Below are 20,575 nucleotides of genomic sequence, written 5' to 3' on the forward strand. Positions count from 1 at the left end.
TCTTGGGTTTTTGTGATAGATTTAACAATTGTTTTACCATGTTTTGTATGTCATCCGTTTATCATATTAATTCAAACTTCGCAGTTCAATCGCTGCCAAAAACCTATCTTTTAAAGCGTTTAGGTACATTTTGCAATAAGGTTACTTCTTCTTTTACGAAAAAAGCGATTATCTTCCTGTATGTCAATTACTTTATGAACAAACAGGAAGATAATCGCTTTTGAGTTCGGGTGGTTGAAGTCCATTTCATTTTTATCAAATGGAATACGTGCTCTATCGTTCGCCCTACTACCTAACTTTCCACGCTTAGAATATGACATTAATCTTCTTTATTTTGTAATTTTTTTATCCACAATTTGACCAGACTCCGCTATTATCAATAAATTCAATCCTGCAAATGTAATTATACTTATATATTGGCTATCTCTTTTCCCAATTGATACAATTGTCTGCGGTACTAACGGCTTAATAATGTCATCTATTTCCCATATTTTATAACCAGTAAAATCATATGCAACTAAATTATTCGTAGGATTCTCATTTGAATACTTATTTCTTATTACCAAACACTTTTCAAATTCTACAATTTCTGCAATCCTTTCATTGAATATAATCTGTTTTTCACCAAAACAGATTATATTCTCTCTATATGTATATTCTTTATTCATTTTATTCACCTATCAACCATTCATTTACAAAAGCATCTTCATCAATAAATTTCCCTATTGTATCAAACTGCTGACCTCCTCCATTACCCCAGCCTTCAACAGAATTAGCAATACCTGTTTGTTAACATATATGTATTATCTAATACATCACTTCTAAAAATGTCGTTTGCAAATAATTGAAAAAAAACATTTTGATATTTTATATACATATCTTGTTTATATAGTAACTCTATTTCGTCTATCCTCACATTTTTCATATATAAATCTGTATGTTCATTTCCTAAAACATCAATATAATTCACAAAACATATCACTTATTTCCTCCATTACATTTCAACATCCAGCCAACGTCTTCATCTGCCACGAATTTAATGACAAAAAGCTATTATTAAGTTCTGTATGTCATTCATTTTGTGAACAGACAGAACTTAATATAGCTTTTTGGATTAGGGTTTAGAGGTCCTAAAGTTTAACAATAACTAAATTAATCGTAAAACTTTTTTACTGGCGATTCAAGTTGAAATCCTGATCAATCATTCACTCTTTTCCTTAACATATTAATTACATCAACAACTTTTTTATGATATTGCATTCAACTTATTACCAAATTAACTTTTGATCAAAAAAATATCAAGCAATAATTATAAAGAAATGTCTATATTTACCAATTGGCCTGTTCAAAATCATCAGAATCTAGTTCTCTAATATATACTGAAATCCATCGAACTTTATTAGTTTCTGCATCCATTTCAATAAACACACCTTTTTCACTTTCCCATACTTCCTCAAATTCATCATATTTAAATGTAGATTCAATTTGTAACATCTCCTCTATAGAAGATCCGACACCAATCTTTCCAAACAACTTCCCTTTGTACTTATCAAGCGTTGTTATTCTGAATAGTTTTTCATTTTTTTTGTGAAAATATAGTTCTATGCTATCTAACACATTATACTGAATCCATGTATCGTTTAGAACAACTGATGTTACACCTTCCAACTTCAAAATATTATTCAACTCATCCATTGTGCTATATAGTTTTATATTACCAAATCCCAAATATGGTAAAATTGGGCTATTTACATCTAATTGCATACTATTTACCTCCTGAAAAAATAATTGTTGCAGTTTCTTTACCATCTGTTTTATATAAAATTTCTGGTCCATCAATTATCTTAATTATTCCCTGGTCTGTAGTGCTAATTTTGATGTACGGGTTACTACCATGTCTTCCTCCACCTGGAGATACTTGAACTTGAGATATATTTTTACCATTACCAGGGTTATTAATTTTTATTATTTGAGCTCCACTTCTTGACCTTGTAGAAGCCTTTACTGTAACATCATAGCCTGCGTCCCTCATAATTTCAGCAATTTCATCTACCGACTTTCCGCTAAATGCTGGAAGTTGAAACACCCAGTTGACTGCATCTGATATATCCAACAAAACATTATATGTAAATTCTCCTACCGTCTGCACTGCATTTGACAAAAAAGTAAATGCTTTATTTACAATCGAACTATTTTCCTTTTTCTTTTTGGGGAAGGCTCCTTCCGATTGAAACAATTCAACAACTCGTTGATCGACTGCCTTTGCGCCATATTCCTCATTTTCAATAAATTGTTCTAGCTTTAAACCATAATCTTCATAGATATCTCTCTTATCATATAAGTGCATCATCTTTTTTGACACATTCATTTTGGCTTCTGTCGTGTAACTCGTGCTCACTCCACTTAATGAGTCAATATCATTGATTATCTTCTTTTGTAATTTAAGAACGTAATCCTCCGCTGTACTAGCAACTTTTTTTGCATGTTTTGCTGCGCTATCGATTGAATCATAATTTAGTGCGATGCTAGCCATTCTATCCTCCCTTTTCATTCTTTAGCCTGACGATCTAGTTGATTTTCAATTACTTCGGTTATGGTAGCATATTTTTTACTAAAAATGTTGAATTCCTGACAGATGACATGACATCCTGACAGATAACATCTTTTATCTGATTAATCGTATTCATTCGCACTCTTTTTTAGTTATAAGAGAATAAAAAACTAATATGATACATTACAATTCACAAATTTTCCAATAAAAAATGGCACTACTTTATTCGTAATACCACCAGAATACCAATGGTATATCTGTCACGCATCTGCTTACATAATCCCTACCAGCATCTGTCAGTCTCAGTGAATCCATTAATTCTTGATACATTGGCACACGTAATATCAATATCAGATTAGATGGAAACGAATTCCGATAATGTCCTATATATAAAAAAAGACTTCCGATACACAAAGTACCGAAAGCCTCTCAAAACTTCCTTCATTCTTATTACAAAATTCAAACCTACTGTTCCTGTATCATCTTACATGGTTCAATCTTTCTAATCTTGGCAGAACATGCAACTGCAATTGCAAGTGCCGCAACGATTACTAACACAACGGATAAGATGATATAACTATATACCGTTGTGAAATTACATTTTTGAATACCACTGATCACACGGAATACTGCTGCAACCGTTTTATTACCAATCAAGATTGCAAGGCCACCACCTAATAAAGCTCCAGTTCCAATAACTGGTATGTAACTAAGCACCGTTTGCCCTACTAATTGTGGTGTTGTAAAGCCTAAGGCTTTGTATATTCCTAACATACGACGGTCTCGTAATAATTTCATCTTGATTAATAAATAAATAATCAGACAAACAATTATCATTGTAGATACTAATGAGAATAGCGACATTGCCCCGATTGCAGAAGAGAATGTTGCTAAGATTGTCGTGAAATACTCATCAAAATTCGCTAAATTGGATTGGTAATCCCCGAAAGCATCTTTGATTTCTTTAATAATCGTATCGATGTCCACATCTTCCTCGGTATATACAAATAGATTGTTAATCTCTACATCTGGGCTTATTTTTTGCAACCCGTCAAAGTTCACCAATGCTCCTGTACCTACGTTATACATATGCTGCTCAATTCCTACGACAACGAAGTCGTTAGATTTCTCTCCTGATTCTGCATATACAACGTCTCCAATTTCGACTTTTAACTGCTCTGCCGTTTTGGTTGCTAATACAATTTCATTATTTTCTTCTGGATATCTTCCTTCAACTATGGTATTAATCTTCAACTGGCTAAAATCATCATAAGCAGTCAATTCAATTTGCGTATTTTGCTTTCCATTTGTTAAGTACGTGCTTCCACTTCCACATGGAAATGCATTCTGTACACCCTCTATTTCTTTAATGCGGTCACACATTTTCCAGTAATCGGCATCTTTCTTATCTGTTCCCTCTGCAGGGAAATGAAGATCCATTCCATTGGTATTATTGATTTCATAGGCAATATCACATTTTTCAATTCCAACTAAACGAATGATTCCGTCCGGATCAACGGCTACATTGTAGTAAACATTGAAGAATACCGCACAGATAAATGTGAGTAAACAAACAATGATCAAAATAGAAATGTTCTGTTTTAAACTTTGTAAAATATTCTTACACCCAATTGACAAATTCAGTGGTAAGGTTGATTTTTCAAGAGAAATTGGATTCTTCTTGAAATTATGTGTATGTATACCATCGCGTAATGCATCTAATGGTGTGATTTTTTTCATACGTCTTGATGCAATTCGAATGGTAAGCGCCACCATAAGAATTAGAATGATTCCGCAGATTACTGCAATAACTGGGCTAAATTCTTCTTGCCATTTTAATCCTGTGGTAGCATTCACGATGTTCTCTAGTAAGCCTTTCACTCCCACTGCTCCAGCCAAACCAAGAAGTATACCGATAATTGTCGTTGAAAGATATTCCACCATATTGGCAAAGATCATTTGTTTTGAAGTATATCCACCCGCTTCTAGAATTCCAATGTTCGGTAGATTATCTTCGAGTGTTGTTACTATGGTAAATCGAATCACAATAACCGCAATCACAATAATAAAGATTGCAAATACAGCAAATAATGCCATAATCGTGTATGCCCATACCGAAGCCGCATAGCACATACTCTGCGAATCATTAATGTAATATACCACGGAAGATGAGATTCCTGGAATGTGATCATCAATATTTTTTCTAAAATCATTTACGTATTTGAATGGTTGAAGCTTCTCATCAATCTTTACAAAATACGCATTTCCTGCTAAACAGCCATACGATGCAACTCTCTCATATTCTTCGCTTGATACGATACATTCATACATTCCTACCGTGTTGGGATTTGGGAACATGACATCTTCAATAAAACCATAGATCTCATAGGTTTGTGTTGCCAATGCATATTCAAGCTCAATCTCGTCACCGGAATGGAATCCCAATCCTGTTTTCAGATACATTGGTAAAATAATCGAATTTTCTTTCCATTCCTTTTGTTTATCATAAATAATAAAGTTTGATATATTGGTCTTATCCTTCTCATTCATGATTCGGAATTCCATCTGCTCCTTCTTACTATCCATTGTTACATTATGATATTTCACACCCGTACTATAGAAGCCTCTGGACTCATATTCGGTAATCTCCTCTTGAGAGTCAAAAAAATCAAAAACTTTCTCTTTGTCCTCGTAACTTGTGTAGAGAATTACATCTGCTGCATTTTGTTTCTTATTCACATCAGCAGCATGATTTGTGACACTACCAATGGAGTTGATACTAGAATATAGCAATAACATTGCACAGGCAACTAAGATTCCCGTTACAACAATACTACTTTTATGTTTTCGCATATTACTTAATGCAATGATCATTAATTTCATATCTTTACGCTCCCTTTCTTATAATGAGTTGTTCCTTCTCGAATCAAGTTTACCAACCCATCTTTTCTAAGAACTCTCGTAATATATGATCGCGATTGGTATCTTCTGGTGTATATCTTCCTAATTCGCATTCTGCCTCGATTACACCATCTTTCAGATAAAGCACTCGATTTCCTCTTACTGCGGAACGGATATCATGAGTTACCATAACAATGGTCTGCCCATCTTGATTGAATTCCGTGAAGATATCTAATACATTTGTCGTATTCTGTGAATTCAAAGCTCCCGTTGGTTCATCTGCAAACAAGATTCCTGGCTGGTTAATTAGACCTCGCACGATTGCAACTCTCTGTGCTTCCCCTCCTGATAATTGACTTGGGAATTTGTCATAACATTCCGCTGTCAAACCAACTTTCTTTAAATATTCTTTTGCTCTTGCCGCAATTTTTTTTCGATCCTTACTAACTAACAATCCATTTACCAATATATTATCGATAACGCTCATCGTATTGTTCAAATAATTTTGTTGGAATACAAAGCCACAGTTTTTTCTACGAAAGATTGCTAATTTGTCATTGGATAGCTTTGAAATCTCCTGTCCATCATAAATGATACTTCCCAATGTTGGTCGGTCCATCCCGGATACCGAATACAACATTGTACTCTTTCCTGATCCCGAACTTCCCATGATTACTGTAAAATCGCCTTTTTCTATATTCATTGTCAGATTCTTAAGTACATGCTGTTGCACACTACCATTGGAAAATGCCTTACATAAATCTGTTACTTTTAATATTGCTGCCATATCTGCGCCCACCCTTTCTTAAAAAAAATGTTGTAGCCTATCTGACTACAACATTATTATACCTACTATTTTTTCAAAAGTCTTTTCCTGAATCTAGCTTAATTCTTAACTGTTTCTTACATAATTGATTATGCTTTCCTTACAAATATCTCCACTACGAATCCTTCTTCATTATAATACACCAGATCCCCTTCCATCCTTTTCATGAAATAATCCGCCAAATACATTCCAAGTCCTGCTCCTGTACATCCTTTTGCATTCTCTGCACGATAGAATTTCTCAATCAATAGCGGTAATGCTTCTTCGGGTACCCCCTGTCCATGGTCTCTGATCTTCAGTATGACTCCATTTTTCGCATCTTCATAGGAAATCTCTACTTTCGTTTTTCCATACTTCTTTGCATTGCTAATGATATTATCAACTACTTGTGCCAGACGAAGGGCGTCCATCCGAAGCATACATTCAGGACATGTATTCTGTATCAATACCCCTCCAAGTGTTTGTGCCTTCTCTACGATTTCCTTCAACACGGTAGACAACTCGTCCTGCACATTCACTTCCAACTCTTCTAACTCCTCTAATGTTGCATGAAACATATTGTTGAGTAAGTTATTGATCATATTGGCTCGATCCTCAATCAACTGCACCTTATCCAGATTTTCATTTCCAGCCAACTTGATATCTAACACCTCACAGCAAGCCTGAATGGTAGCAATGGGTGTCTTCATATCATGGGAAAGAGAAGCGACCAGTTCCTTTTTACTTTGATTCGCTTCATACTCTTTCTGCTTTGCTTTCTTTAGTTCCACACGCATAAGGTCAAAGCTTTCCGTGAATACTCCAAAATAATTATGTTTATTCATCCCCAATGGGATGTCCAGATTTCCTTTCGCCACCTCACTAGCAAATGCTCTTAACTTGTAAAATGGTCGAATGTAATAATATGAAACAAAGCCTAAAGATACATCATAGATTAGCAAAATCACCAGGCTCATAATCAGCAAGGCTTTTATCAACAGCTCTTTCAGCTTTGAATACGTTGCACTTCCCCCTTCAAAGATGATTTTACCAATGATTTGGTTCTCTTGTCTGTAATCGAATACTACATATCCATTCTTAATGGCTTCGTACATAACCTGCTGATAATCCGCATCTTGTACGAGAGATAGATTGCAATGATATCGTTCTTCCAATGCCGTTATGTCTGCATCGGGATTTTCCTGTAACTCCTCTGTAATTCTCATGTAGGACTTATTCAATGAAGCAATATCTGCCTTGTTATAATCACAATGATTGATATATCGAATGCCACATAGAATAAGCAAAAGAACAACAATATGTAAACCAATAATCCATTTTTTTGTCATACTTCCAACATATACCCCGTTCCCCAGATTGTCTTGATCAATTGTGGGTGATTGGGGTCCTCCTCAATTTTTTCGCGTAACCTTCGAATATGAACATTAATGGTACCATCACTGAAAAAGCTATCTCCCCAAACTTCCGAAAATAGCTGATCCTTTGTCACAATCTTATTGCGGTTTTGGAATAAGCACAGAAACAGTTTGAATTCCTTTGCCTTTAACAGGATTTCTTTCTCTCCAATATAGATCTTCATTGCCCCTTCATTAATGCGAATATTCTTATAGGAAATCTCCTCTGTATCCTGGTCTTCCCCCACTTTTGCCTCTCTCTTCTTGCCCGCTTCGTAGACCTCGCTGTTTTGAATACGTTTTAAGATTACTTTAACCTTCGCTAATAATACACTCAGACTATATGGCTTTTTAATATAATCGTCTCCACCAATATTTAGTGCAATCAGTATATCGTCATCACTTTGTCTCGCGCTGATAAACAAGATTGGTGTCGTATATGTCTCTCTAATCTTCTTACACAAGGAAAAGCCACTTTCATCTGCCAGATTAATGTCCAGTAGGATTACATCTACCTCCTGACTAGCTAAGAATTCCTCGCACTGCCTAGCAGAGGTTACATAAGTACAACTTGTATCAAACATCTGAAAATACTCGCATGTCACCTTCGCTAATCCTTCTTCATCATCGACAATCAAACAGTTGTAATGCATGCTAACCTCCTACTTTTTCGTTCGTATCTTTCTTGTTTTTTAAAAAGTATCGTTACTAACTCACCCCTTATAAGCAAAACCTTATAAATGCTAAAATCGTTAAATGTAATGGATAAAATATATAGAATAGCCACTTCATATTCTTCGATTTCCCAAGTTTTCCATTATATAATGATAGCACTGGGATTGCACCTATAACTCCTAATTGGCATAGATTCTGCCACCAATACGCATCTCCTGATAAAAGTACCACAAGAATCATGGAACCATTGGTGATCAGTCCAACTGCCGCAAGGGCTTTCATCTGCTCTTTAAAATTACCATGGTTAATTCCTATGAAAAATACCCAAAGCACATCAATCAACGCCCAATCACTGGTACTCGCCATGATACACAAAAGTCCCACAGCGGTGATCTTAATCCATCTCTTCCAATTGGTTTTATACCATACAACTAGTGATAGCAGTCCTAATAACAGCGAAAATATTACACTATTGGTCAAGAGCGTAACGAAGCTTCCCCCTCGTAGTCCATGAAAGAGTTCTCCATACTCATAGAACTGATAAGGCAAATACGATATTAGAGAAAAAACAAACATACGCAATACATACCGCTTTAAATTTCGTGTATGGTAAAACCCTTCTGCCACAAAAAATGCCATGATTGGTGCCGTTAATCGTCCAATCACATGAAGTAGTTGCCCTTGCAATGATGCTGTTGGTATGTACTTCCAGGTTATATGATCAATTACCATGGCAACAATAGCAATTACCTTGATCATATTCGCAGTAAGCCCTGCTGTTTTGAAACTATCTGTCGTTGAACTTCCATAACCTGATTTTTCTTCTTTTGAAAAACCTGTTTTCTCCATCTCCTTCTCCCCCTCGTATAGTATATTTTAGATACATATATGTACCTTGATAACATAATAAATGTTCCATCGTCTTAGTTAAGTCTATTCTACGGACATGGAAGTGTTTGCTCTTAGTTTTCGTTAAAACAATATCGATCTTCCAAACGTTTAACTTTTACGAATAATTTTATCTGCTACCTCATTCAAATCTGTATGATCTACTATAAAATCAGCAATCTGATTTATCCCCTGTCCCAAATCTACTAGGTGTATCACTTCTTGGCTTCTCTTGTCTTGATCCATTTCATCTTGTTTCTTTTCCCCTTGTTTTCTCTTCGCTTGGTTAAGCGCTTCTTGATCCTCAATTGGAGACAAGTTCGAATGCATATAACAAGTGTGTAGTCCCATATTTTTGGCACCTTGACAGTCTGCCACTAGATCATTTCCAATCATGATTGCTGTAGTGGGATCAATCTGATAGGTACGAAGCAACTGTTCATAGAATCGAGGATCTGGTTTTGCATACTTCGTATCGGATGATAGCAAAATCCCATCAAAATAAGATTCAATCCCAAGCATCATTAATTCTCCCCTTGTAAATGCTGCTTGTGCGTTGCTGAGTAAATATACCTTTTTCTTCTTATCCTTTAATTGTTTTAATAATTCCTTGGCACCCTTATATAACTTAACATAGCTAGTAGTTAGCCCACGGAAAAACTGGGCAATATATGTACATTCTTCGTTGGTTACGGATACTCCCTTTGCCCTAAATAGTTCTTGAAAAACTAGGAGAATCTGAATCTCTACTTTTACTAATTGTTTCTTTGCTTCATTGCTTGATGAATCTTTAACCTCTTTTAATTTATCTTCTTTTAATTTTTCTTCAAAGTCAACTTTTAAAGCAAAATCTATGGCATTACGAACTGCCTGTTCATAAGCGGTTCGTAATTCCTCTACACGATAGTTAGCTCCATGGTATGCATAAAGCAAACGCATCTTGCTCCATACCTCCCAAGACTCCTCATCTGTGTGAATATCAGCAAGCGTCCCGTATAGGTCAAATATATATGTTTGAAACATTGTTATCCCTCTTTCTACTCCTGTATTTATCGACTATAAAACCGAACTTTCCACTGGTAAAGTTACAAAAATCGGTTCATGATGTACATATGGCAAGAATGTGTTCAATAAATCTTTGGTTTTGAACTTGATGCTTGATGTATTCATACAAGGATGGCACGCAATATATGTTGGTTCAACCACTTCTTCATCAATCAATAGTTGTACGTTATTCTCTGTATCATTCATAAGCCCCATTACACTGACCGATCCAGGGGTGATATTCAAAAATTTTTCCATATATTCTGGACTTGCAAAGGATAAACGTGCACTATTGATTTGTTTTGTTAAATCCTTTGTCTTAAATACTTTTCTTCCCGGCATCATTAACAAATAAAATTTCGTCTTCTGTGCATTACATAAAAAGAGATTCTTACAGATACTTGTCCCAGCTCCCAATGCCTTTTCCACTACTTCACAAGCTTCTATGGTATCCGCTTTTTCATGATCCACACGTTCATATGAAATTTGCAATTGGTCTAACAAATCGTATACTTTCATCTCTTTCTCCAGTCGTCCATCTGAAGTCTCCGGTCTTCCCACTACTAGTTCGTTCATGTCCGCTCCTCGCTCTCCTATTTCTTTCTATGAAATCTTACTGTAGAATCCATTTATATTATACCATATGATTCTACTTTTAAAAATGCTTCCAAAAAACCGTTATGGATTCTGGTTCATCAATATGGTCTGTTTCACAACCTTACATAAAAATTCACGTGTTGTCTTTAAATTGTCTTGAATCCATGAAAAGAGCAGATTGAAAAATCCCTCTGCATAGAATACTGCCATATATACAAAACAGAACCAATACAAATTGGTCCTGTTTATTGTTATCGCTTCTTTTCCTTCCATCATACAAAGAAAAGAATTTTTCTTAACTCCTCCATCCCATAGATTGGCGGATGGCATCCATTGGAGTCGCAGATATAGGTTGTACTCTCTGCAACAATTTTGGGATACTCGGCTAAATAAGGGGCTACCAGTTCTAACCCCTCTCTTGTATCCTCCTCTACAAGAAGAATCATAGTGCTTGGAGCGTAGCACTCCTGCAAGATCTGTCTTACTTCTTTATGATCCACCTGCTCTTTCACAATGCATATGATTTCTTTCCCACCATAGATATTTTCCATAAGTGCACACAAGGAAAAGGTATATGCAGATGGGTACGAGGAAATTTCCTGCAGAATATATTCCTGTTGTCTTTTGGCAATCTGTATAAACCGATCATTTCGTGTAATCTTTGCCATTCGACAAAGAACAAAGGTTGCTGCCGAATTTCCTGACGGTATGGCTCCATCGTAAACTTCCTTCGGTCTGATGATCAGATGTTCTGCATCATGCCCATAGAAATAGAAGCCTCCGTTCTCCTCATCCCAGAATAGATGAATCATCTCCTCCGTATCTCGTACTGCCTTGATCAGATAGACGGGATCTGCCGTTGCCTCATATAAAGTAATCTGTGCCATGATCAGGAATGCATAATCTTCAAGATTTCCTAGACCAAAGCGTTGTCCTTCTCGGTATCTTACATAGAGGCGTTCCTTCTCTCCTCGTAATTGTTCATTGATCAATGCATAGGCACATTTTGCAGTATGAAGATACTCATCTGTTCCAAATACCTGAAACGCCTTAGCCAACGCCATAATCATCAAGCTGTTCCATGAGGTAAGAATCTTGTCATCCTTGTGTAGGCTCATACGACTAAGACGATAGCGATACAGTTTCTCTCGTTCTTTTTTCCACAGATGCATCACATCTTTCTCAGAAGGTAGCTCTTTTCCAATTCGATTAGGAATACTACGATTTTCAAAATTACCAAGATCCGTTATTCCATAGTATTGGTTAAATCGTCTTCCTTCTTCCTCTCCCAGCACATCAATAACTTCCTGTGGAGTAAATACATAGTATTTTCCTTCTTCTCCTTCGCTATCTGCGTCCTGTGCACAATAAAATCCACCTTCGTTACTATTCATTTCCGCCATACAATACTGTAATGTTTCTTTTACCACTTTTTCATAGAGAGGTTTTTTGGTAACTTGATATGCTTCAGTATAGAGTAGAACCAGCAATGCATTGTCATATAACATTTTTTCAAAATGAGGTACGAGCCACTTTTCATCTGTAGAATATCGAGAAAAGCCTCCACCGATATGATCATAGATTCCACCTTGATACATTCCCTCTAATGTCTTCTCTACCATATGCAGCGCTTCATCCTTCTGGTTTTCTACTGCATACCGTAGTAAGAAGATCAGATTATGTGGTGTAGGGAATTTTGGTGCTTCCCCAAACCCTCCATACCGCTTATCAAATTGCTGCCAAAATGCCGCAAATGCCTGATCAAACAATTGTTCCACCGACTGTTCTTTCTCCTTGTGCTTGGCTGTAGACAGCTCTTTTTGCAGTAGTCTTGTAATATCTTCGCTGGACTTCGTTAGCCGCTCCCGTTCCTCATGCCACATCTTCACAACACTCTGCAACAGTTCCATCAGTCCAATGTAATTCCTCGTCCCATGCTTCGGAAGATACGTACCCGCATAAAATGGTTTCTGCTTTGCTGTCATCAAAATTGTAAGTGGCCACCCGCCATGTCCTGTTATGGACTGGCAAACCGTCATATAGATGGTATCAATATCCGGTCGTTCCTCTTTATCCACCTTAATTGCAATATAGTGGTCATTGAGTAACCTCGCAACTTCTTCATCCTCGAACGATTCCTTCTCCATAACATGGCGCCAATGACATACGTAATTGTTTACCTAGGAGTAGCCAATGCTTAAAAAAATCGGTTTATCCTCTGCTTTTGCCTTCGCAAATGCTTCTTCTCCCCATGGAAACCAGTCTACTGGATTATACGCATGTTGAAGTAAGTAAGGACTTTTCTCATTGATTAAGCGGTTGGCTACTCTATTTTCCTCTAGGTTCATAACAATCACCTCCTTAATTCGTTTTCACTTAGTGTTCTCTTAACAAAATGAAAGTATTCAAGGATTGATTGTGATAAACCTTTGTATTACTACTTTATCTATCATAAAAAAATTGGAGACTCTATATAACAGAATGCTAAAGAAACGAACAGTCCTTTATCATAAGTAGCTAATCTCCAATGTAACTTCATTGTCTATCGTCTTTCCATATTTAATTTGTTTGATGATACTTCGTAAGATTGCATTCAACTGTTCTTCTGATACACAGCCTTGTAATCTTTCTTTTACTTGTTCTAATGAAAGTAATTCATCTTCCATGTTCTTGGAAAATTCTGTATCTATGTCATATTTTATCACATCTTGTCGTTTCTGTAAACTAGTGATTTGATCATTTAGTTCATCGATACGTCTTTTTCCATCGGCTATCGTATATAGACCACTTTCGATCATCTCTAAGATTCTCTTGTGTTTCTCATTTAAACTTTGTCTTTTCTGTTCAATCATATCAAACTCATACAATAAAGCATTCTTTCGTTCCATCTTGACCTTGTTCTGTCCAGACTCAATACAAACCTTTAATTCTTCGATATGGTCATCAATCTGCTCATAAATGAATGGCATTAAGGTATCTTGTTTCATTCCATAATTGCCGCATTTTTCGCCATATGGGTCACGATACCAACAAGGTTTCACATAGACTGTATTATCTGCTTTCTTCAATCCTAACGTCAATGTATGACCACAGCAATGACATTTTAATAACTGAGATAACGCAAATACTCGTTTATTGTTCTTTCTTGGTTTCTTACCGACATGATTAAACATGGTCAACACCTTTCGATGCTCTTCTTCTGTCTTTAATGGCTCATGACGACCTTGATACCATTCATTATTATACTTTACCATGCCTAGATGGAACTCTGACAGCAACAAGCGGTATACCCCTGTATTATTCCATTGACCTCCATAGGAAGTCGGTACGCCTTGCTTATTGAGTTCAAATGCCATAGAATATGCTGAATATTCTCCTGACAATACCTTATCTACAATGTATCGATATATCTTCTTGCCATCTTCATCTATCTCAACTTCCTTAGTCATGGAGTTGAAACGATATCCCAATGGTGGCTTTCCATTGACAAAGTTTCCTTGCTTTGCTCCTTCGATTTTCCCTTGTCTTAGACGTTTCTTAATCAAACGATACTCTTGCCTTGCAAGCAGAAATTCAAAATCTGATGTGATAATATCTGACTCTTCTTCAAAGTTATATGTTCTGTTTGGTGTCTCAACCTTTACGCCATTTTCTTTGAAAATATTGATGATCTGTGCCTGATTCAAATCATTTCTTGATAATCGGTCTAATGCAACTACCAGCACTTTGTTGTATTTCTTGATATTGTCCAGTAATTTTGTAAACTCTGGGCGACTGGTAATGCTGTCAGAACTTCCAATTTCTTCATACACGTCATACGTATAATGATTGCGATGTGCCAGCTCAAGTAACTGCATTCTATGTTTCTCTAAACTTGTCTCTTCATCACCACGTGATTTTCTTAAATATATTGCAACTTTCATCTATGCAGCTTCCTCTCGTTCGTCATCATTGGTGATTAGTTCATTATAAATATTAAGAACCTGCTTTGTAAAGTCTTCGATTGCTTCACGAGATGGTTTATTGGTTACTGTAACTGTGATCTTAAGTTTCTTTTCCTTTTTCATAATATCTACTCCCTAAAAAATGATTATATTTATGTTATATAATGCTTTTTTGAGAAGTAAACTTGGGGTAAAAAAAAGTGCATCAGAAGTATTTTCCAATGCACTTAGGATAAGAATATTTAACTTAAACCTTTATACAATCTTTTCAGATGTTCCTTTACCAATTTATTGACATCTTCAATTGTTACCTCATACTTCATAAGCTTACTTATATCTATACATTTAAATAATTCTTCACAGAAATTAAGCCTGTTCACAATGCTAAAAAACTCACTAAATTCTATACTCTTAATCATATTTTTATCAAATAAATTGTAAAGAAGGTGTGCAACAATACATCTAGAAATGATTTCTGAATATTCAGTATGACTTTTGAAATTCTGGCTTAACACTATAAAATAATTAAAAGTAACATTACTTCTTAAATATGGAATTAAGTTGTATTCGGCACATGTAAGCATAATATCTAATGACTGATTGAGATAACCAAAAATACAGAACCAGAACTTACAAGCTTCTGTATTTGGAATATTATCAGGTAAAGGAGCATCATTGAATGCTCTTTGAAATCGTTCTTTAAGACCTTCACCCTCAATTTCATATTCATTAAAAACCAAAGATTTCTCAACCCCCGGTTTTAAATCTGTTATTATTTCTTCAAAACTTGAATAGCTTTGCGTGTATTGTTTAATTGAATCCAATTTATTATTAAATAAGCTTAAAAAAAATTGTTCTGAGGCTTTTATTAATGTTTGGCTATCCATCTCTGTTAACAATCGTATAGGTAAAATCACAATATATTCCGAATAATCTTTAAGAATCTTTATATTATCTTGTGCTGTTAATATTATCTGCTCCGTATATAGCGAAAAGCATTTATTATCTATATCCATTAATGCTACTTGTGAATACTTACATAATGGATCATCTATAATATGAATATCCCCTAATAAACAGAATGGATATTGTTCTTTATCTTCTACATCAAGAAATGTTGCTCCCGTGAAAACATATGTATTATAGTTATTTGCAACGTATCTAAGAAATAACTTAACTATCTCTTTCTTGGTGCTCCAAAAAACATTTATTTCATCAACAATAATTAGAAAATCCTTTGAGTCTAATTGTGTTTGTACCCTCTGTAATAGCTGTAAATATTCTAGCTGTATGTCTTTTATTTTCTCTAACATAAGATTATTTTTCAATTGCAATTTCCTCCGTAATAAGTTGTTTTGGTATACCATACACCTCATCTAGTAATTGAATTGTTCTATTTAGCATCATTTTACAGTCTGGCCAAACATTCATTAACTTTTGATTATCTTCTATATCAGGTACGCAATGGTACTGATGCGCTGGATTTTTACACTTTATTAGTGAACTTTCTCTAATAGCACCCCACAATCCATGTTCATATGATGAATCATAATCATAATATAAACCATACAAATCTTTCTCGCCAACGGTAATTGCTTTTTCTCTAATTCCTTGTTTATCAAAATATGATGTCTCCATATCAATAAATTCTTCCATTTTATATTCGTTTACTAAAGCCTCAAGATATTGATAATTCACATGACTATTCGTATTTCTTTCTTCTGATTCCCTAGATCGAGCTACTATCAATTTATACAACCCAATGCCATAATACTGATATTGTGTCCAAATATCCTCATGACTTTCTTCATTCTTTAAAAGATACTTCATCATTATATAGTTTTCAACTAGAACTCTAACTGCACTTCTACCGGAAATTGAATTAAATAATGTATGCTCTACAACTTCTTTCGCTCTTTTATATGAATATGTCGCTATTCCCAACAACACAAGCATCTTATTATCTAATGGGCTTGTTTTTACCAATAAATTTGACAAATACAAATACACTTCATGAACCTGTTCCATATAAATATCTGTTTTTATGTCATCACTACTAAATTCTAAATAGTATAATTCGCACTCGGTCATTTCACTAATCCTTTCCCAAAAAGCATTTAAATATTCATTATTTACTTTTTCAACGCTCAATATTCCTATTTCCATAGACCTTATAAAAGGTCGAATCATACGCATTTCCATATCATCATGTTTCAGGTGAGGATACTTTATTAATAAATCGATTTGTTCTTTAGGCATATGAAGTTTTCCAATTATAAATAAATAATACATAATAATAAATCTAATATCTGTTGAACAGTTACTTTGATGATCCATTGTTTTATCTAAGACAGTTATAATAACTTCTTTCCTTTCTTCCACACTTCCTTCAACAAAGGAAGTTGCAAACACAGGATAATTGCTGTATGTAAATATTAATGTTAACGGAGATAATACTTTTTTAGGTATTATACTTAAGATATCTCTAAACAGAATCTTTTGTTCCTTTTCTGAAAGTTTGAGTATATGTGAGAATCTAGTTAATATCCTCCCATAATCAACATTCTTCATGCATTGTAGTATTTGATATATTTTCTGTAATCCCTCTTCTCTTCCATAATGGTCAAATATTAAACCAATCCATAAATATTCAGGAAGTCTGTTATGACACCATGAGTTATCAACTCCTATATCCTTTAAAATTTCGTTCCATGGTGTTGTAAATTTTCCCTTCTTGAACTTATGCTCTGACAATTTACTATGTTCCATATGTGCCCCCCTTGTCCCATATCCTTACTTAATTATCATATCATTCTTTGTAATACTTTTCCATACCTCGAATACTATATGAAAGGTACATTATTTCATCATTTGTAGACTACTCATATATTAATAAGATAAATTATTAATTTTATTTTACTAAATACCACTATACCATCAGAAGCCCCTAGGGACGATTAAGGACATTTTCTTTTGCTATCTTATAATTTATATATCCTATGATGATAATGTCACATATGATCATTCTGTGGCCTATATAATAAAATGACCAGAGTAAACTCGTTCTCTAGCCATTGTTCTAAGTCCTATATTTAAGATAATCTTTAAGCAACCTTGTCCGTCCCTTCTTCTCATATCATATTTGAGTCATTTTTTGTAGGAATAAGTTAATATATACTTATCTATACAAATAATGACTCAAACTCTGCTATACTTAAGCTACTTTCTCTAAAATCCAATATGTCTTATTATAATTTGGTGATTGTCTCTTCTTTTCTCTATCACTAATCAGCCTAAAATTAATATGATTTTCTTCAAAATGTTCATTTATCTTATTTACCCCCAAGGACTTTCTCAACCCATACTCCCTGATTAATAAACCTTTCAACATTTGTTGTTCTTCCTTAAACAATTGCTTGCCCATAAAATTATCAATTATGTTCTTAATTATTAATCCGTCTTTTACAAGTTCATCATAGTTATAGATTACCGCACTCGGAAAATACTTTTTCAGAGCAACCTTGAAGCCTACCTCAATAATATTTTGATACATATCATAATTGTATTGTAAATTTGCAACTGCACACGAATTTAATTTCAATATTAATTCATTTTGATTATTATCTGACGCAATCTGGCTTGTTAGTAAGAAATCATGGGATTGATGTATTGTTTCATATCCATATTTCTGTTCATATTCTAAATAGCCAAGTTGTTCAAACTCCTCAATCATGTTAAGCTTATTATCATATTTCATGAAACGGTTAATAATCTTTTGATAACTTGGTTGATTAACAAATAGTACAACTTCACCATCTCTAATTCTAGCCGAAGATTGAGCTATTAGTTCCAAATCATCTATTCCATCTAGAACAATAGTTTTAATATTTGGGTCTTTAATTTCTACCCCTTCACAAATTAATGAAGTTGAAATAAGTAGATCTGATTCAAACGTATTATTTTCAGTTATCTTGGAAAACTCACTGCTATCCTTTTTATTAGCAGTCATAAAATATGTCTTTGCATTTATTTTATTTTTAAACTCTTGGCCTATTTTTTTATCTCCAACTATCATTAATACTTTTTGACCCTTGCTTATTTTTTCTTCAATCACTGATTTAATCAAATCCTTATCTTGATAGCAATAGATTTCTTTCACGTTACTATGATTGTAATCTGCTTGTTTTAAACAAGTCATCTTATTCTTCCAAGGCAAGTAACTAAATGATTCATACGTTCCAGTCAAGAATACTTTCACTGCCGTATTATTATCATTCAGATACTCATAAAAATAAACAGTATTAGGATTCATACTACTATCTTTAACGAAATAATGTGCTTCATCGCAAATAATATAATCATAATCATCAATAAAAGAAGTTCTTCCATTCTTGACCATTTGTTCTAATGACTGATATGATTGTATCTCAAATATATCACCTTTGAACTTCTTGACACATTCTTCTTTATATGATTGTAGATAATGATTTTGCTGTCCTTTTATAGCTATTCTATGCACAACTAACAATACCTTCTTATTATTTTCAATGGCATATGGTAGTAGCTTATTCCTTGTCCAAAAGTTTTTACCACTCCCCATTTCTGAACCAATTAAGTAGTTCTGTCCTGTTTTTAGTTTTTTTATAATATCACATGTGACGATATCACTAACATATGTTTTCATTTTACTAATCCTCCAATAATTTATACTTAAGGCAAGTCCTTATATTTTTATTATATAATTAGATTTTGGATAGTAAACTTAAGCATAAAAAAGAGTAATATAATAATTACTCTCTTAATATTAATTGCTGTTCCCTTATTAACTTATCTAATGTAGGACGTGATATCTGTAATTGTTTTGCAAGTTCGCTTTTATTCACTTCACGATTCATATATCTTTGATAGTGCTCTTTAAAATTAGTAATCTTTACTTCTTTTCTTCCCTTATATTTTCCCTGTTTCTTCGCAATCGCAATACCTTCTCTTTGACGTTCAAGAAGATTCATTCTTTCAAATTCATTTATAGCTGCAATCATTGTTAGCATTAATTTTCCTGTTGGAGTTGATGTATCAAGATTCTCTTTAGTACTAACAAGACTGATTCCTTTATTATTAAAAAGCTCTACCAATTCCAACAGATCTTTTGTGCTTCTTGCTAATCTACTAAAATCATGGATATATACCGTATCCCCTTCTCTTATATAGTCTATCATATTTTGAAGTTCTGGTCGGTTTGTATCTTTTGCACTTACCTTTTCCATAAACCATTTATCTATCTGATATTTATTAAGCGACTCGATTTGTCTTGCTTCATTTTGTTCTACTGTTGATACTCTCACATATGCAATATTAGCCATAATCCATTCACCTTGCTGTTGTATTTTTCCATTAATAATATTATATATAGTTTTTTTGATTTCGTAAATATAAACTTTTAATGTGATTTACATAATGTAAATTTATATAGAATACAACTCTATTTTTACATATCAAACTGTACTTCACCATGTAAATTTGGATTAGGTTCTATTTTTACATTCCCTCCTATGATCAAAATTCCTATAATTATGGTCATTACTCACTCTTATCATCAAGGAATACCAAATGTATGTTTTCATGACTTATATTACACGAGCTGATATATTATTGAGTCATATCATTTCATTGCATATACACCAATTCTATGGCTTTCTGGAGTAATATTATATTGTCCCTGAACGGATATATATTCTCAAATTGCACTCAGGGCTTC

General features: G+C 34.2%; 17 protein-coding genes and 1 pseudogene. All 18 read right to left on the reverse strand.

Annotation, left to right across the window (positions count from 1 at the left end; all coding sequences use genetic code 11):
* Positions 1–329: 329 nt before the first annotated feature.
* Positions 330–668: a hypothetical protein gene (locus HBB17_RS09725; RefSeq protein WP_167957277.1), complete on the reverse strand. Its 339-nt coding sequence runs from the start codon at positions 666–668 to the stop codon at positions 330–332.
* Positions 669–1,329: 661 nt separating this feature from the next.
* Positions 1,330–1,764, reverse strand: a complete 435-nt coding sequence (locus HBB17_RS09730; protein ID WP_167957278.1) for a hypothetical protein — start codon at positions 1,762–1,764, stop codon at positions 1,330–1,332.
* Between the two features lies 1 nt (position 1,765).
* The gene (locus HBB17_RS09735; protein ID WP_167957279.1) at positions 1,766–2,533 is read right to left on the reverse strand and encodes a hypothetical protein; all 768 of its coding nucleotides are present in this window, start codon (positions 2,531–2,533) and stop codon (positions 1,766–1,768) included.
* 483 nt (positions 2,534–3,016) lie between these two features.
* Positions 3,017–5,434, reverse strand: a complete 2,418-nt coding sequence (locus HBB17_RS09740; protein ID WP_167957280.1) for an ABC transporter permease — start codon at positions 5,432–5,434, stop codon at positions 3,017–3,019.
* Positions 5,435–5,483: 49 nt separating this feature from the next.
* A complete protein-coding gene (locus tag HBB17_RS09745; protein ID WP_167957281.1) occupies positions 5,484–6,239 on the reverse strand; it encodes an ABC transporter ATP-binding protein in 756 nt (251 codons plus the stop codon).
* Between the two features lie 128 nt (positions 6,240–6,367).
* Entirely contained in the window at positions 6,368–7,606 is a 1,239-nt protein-coding gene (locus tag HBB17_RS09750) for a HAMP domain-containing sensor histidine kinase (RefSeq protein WP_167957282.1), read from the reverse strand.
* A complete protein-coding gene (locus tag HBB17_RS09755) occupies positions 7,603–8,325 on the reverse strand; it encodes a response regulator transcription factor (protein WP_167957283.1) in 723 nt (240 codons plus the stop codon). The genes HBB17_RS09750 and HBB17_RS09755 overlap by 4 nt, the downstream gene beginning before the upstream one ends.
* A gap of 67 nt (positions 8,326–8,392) precedes the next feature.
* Complete coding sequence (locus tag HBB17_RS09760) at positions 8,393–9,196, reverse strand: TraX family protein (RefSeq protein ID WP_167957284.1); 804 nt, start codon at positions 9,194–9,196, stop codon at positions 8,393–8,395.
* 150 nt (positions 9,197–9,346) lie between these two features.
* Positions 9,347–10,258 carry an HAD family hydrolase gene (locus tag HBB17_RS09765; RefSeq protein ID WP_167957285.1) on the reverse strand — a complete coding sequence of 304 codons (912 nt, stop codon included), beginning with the start codon at positions 10,256–10,258 and terminating at the stop codon, positions 9,347–9,349.
* A 33-nt stretch (positions 10,259–10,291) separates the two neighbouring features.
* Positions 10,292–10,855 (reverse strand): prolyl-tRNA synthetase associated domain-containing protein, encoded by a 564-nt coding sequence (locus HBB17_RS09770; protein ID WP_167957286.1) that lies wholly within the window; start codon positions 10,853–10,855, stop codon positions 10,292–10,294.
* A gap of 102 nt (positions 10,856–10,957) precedes the next feature.
* On the reverse strand, positions 10,958–11,152 hold the full coding sequence (locus tag HBB17_RS09775) for a hypothetical protein (RefSeq protein WP_167957287.1): 195 nt from the start codon (positions 11,150–11,152) through the stop codon (positions 10,958–10,960).
* Positions 11,149–13,224, reverse strand: a pseudogene (locus HBB17_RS09780) (thioredoxin domain-containing protein). The gene HBB17_RS09775 and the pseudogene HBB17_RS09780 overlap by 4 nt, the downstream one beginning before the upstream one ends.
* 159 nt (positions 13,225–13,383) lie before the next feature.
* Positions 13,384–14,799, reverse strand: a complete 1,416-nt coding sequence (locus HBB17_RS09785; RefSeq protein WP_167957288.1) for a recombinase family protein — start codon at positions 14,797–14,799, stop codon at positions 13,384–13,386.
* Positions 14,800–14,943 carry a hypothetical protein gene (locus tag HBB17_RS09790; protein WP_167957289.1) on the reverse strand — a complete coding sequence of 48 codons (144 nt, stop codon included), beginning with the start codon at positions 14,941–14,943 and terminating at the stop codon, positions 14,800–14,802.
* 119 nt (positions 14,944–15,062) lie between these two features.
* Complete coding sequence (locus HBB17_RS09795) at positions 15,063–16,133, reverse strand: hypothetical protein (protein ID WP_167957290.1); 1,071 nt, start codon at positions 16,131–16,133, stop codon at positions 15,063–15,065.
* Between the two features lie 4 nt (positions 16,134–16,137).
* Positions 16,138–17,589, reverse strand: a complete 1,452-nt coding sequence (locus tag HBB17_RS09800; RefSeq protein ID WP_167957291.1) for a DUF5677 domain-containing protein — start codon at positions 17,587–17,589, stop codon at positions 16,138–16,140.
* 445 nt (positions 17,590–18,034) lie between these two features.
* The gene (locus HBB17_RS09805) at positions 18,035–19,504 is read right to left on the reverse strand and encodes a DEAD/DEAH box helicase family protein (protein ID WP_167957292.1); all 1,470 of its coding nucleotides are present in this window, start codon (positions 19,502–19,504) and stop codon (positions 18,035–18,037) included.
* A gap of 106 nt (positions 19,505–19,610) precedes the next feature.
* On the reverse strand, positions 19,611–20,180 hold the full coding sequence (locus tag HBB17_RS09810; RefSeq protein WP_167957293.1) for a recombinase family protein: 570 nt from the start codon (positions 20,178–20,180) through the stop codon (positions 19,611–19,613).
* Positions 20,181–20,575 lie beyond the last annotated feature (395 nt).

The organism is Anaerosporobacter faecicola (genome assembly GCF_012070565.1).
Lineage (GTDB): Bacteria > Bacillota > Clostridia > Lachnospirales > Lachnospiraceae > Anaerosporobacter > Anaerosporobacter faecicola.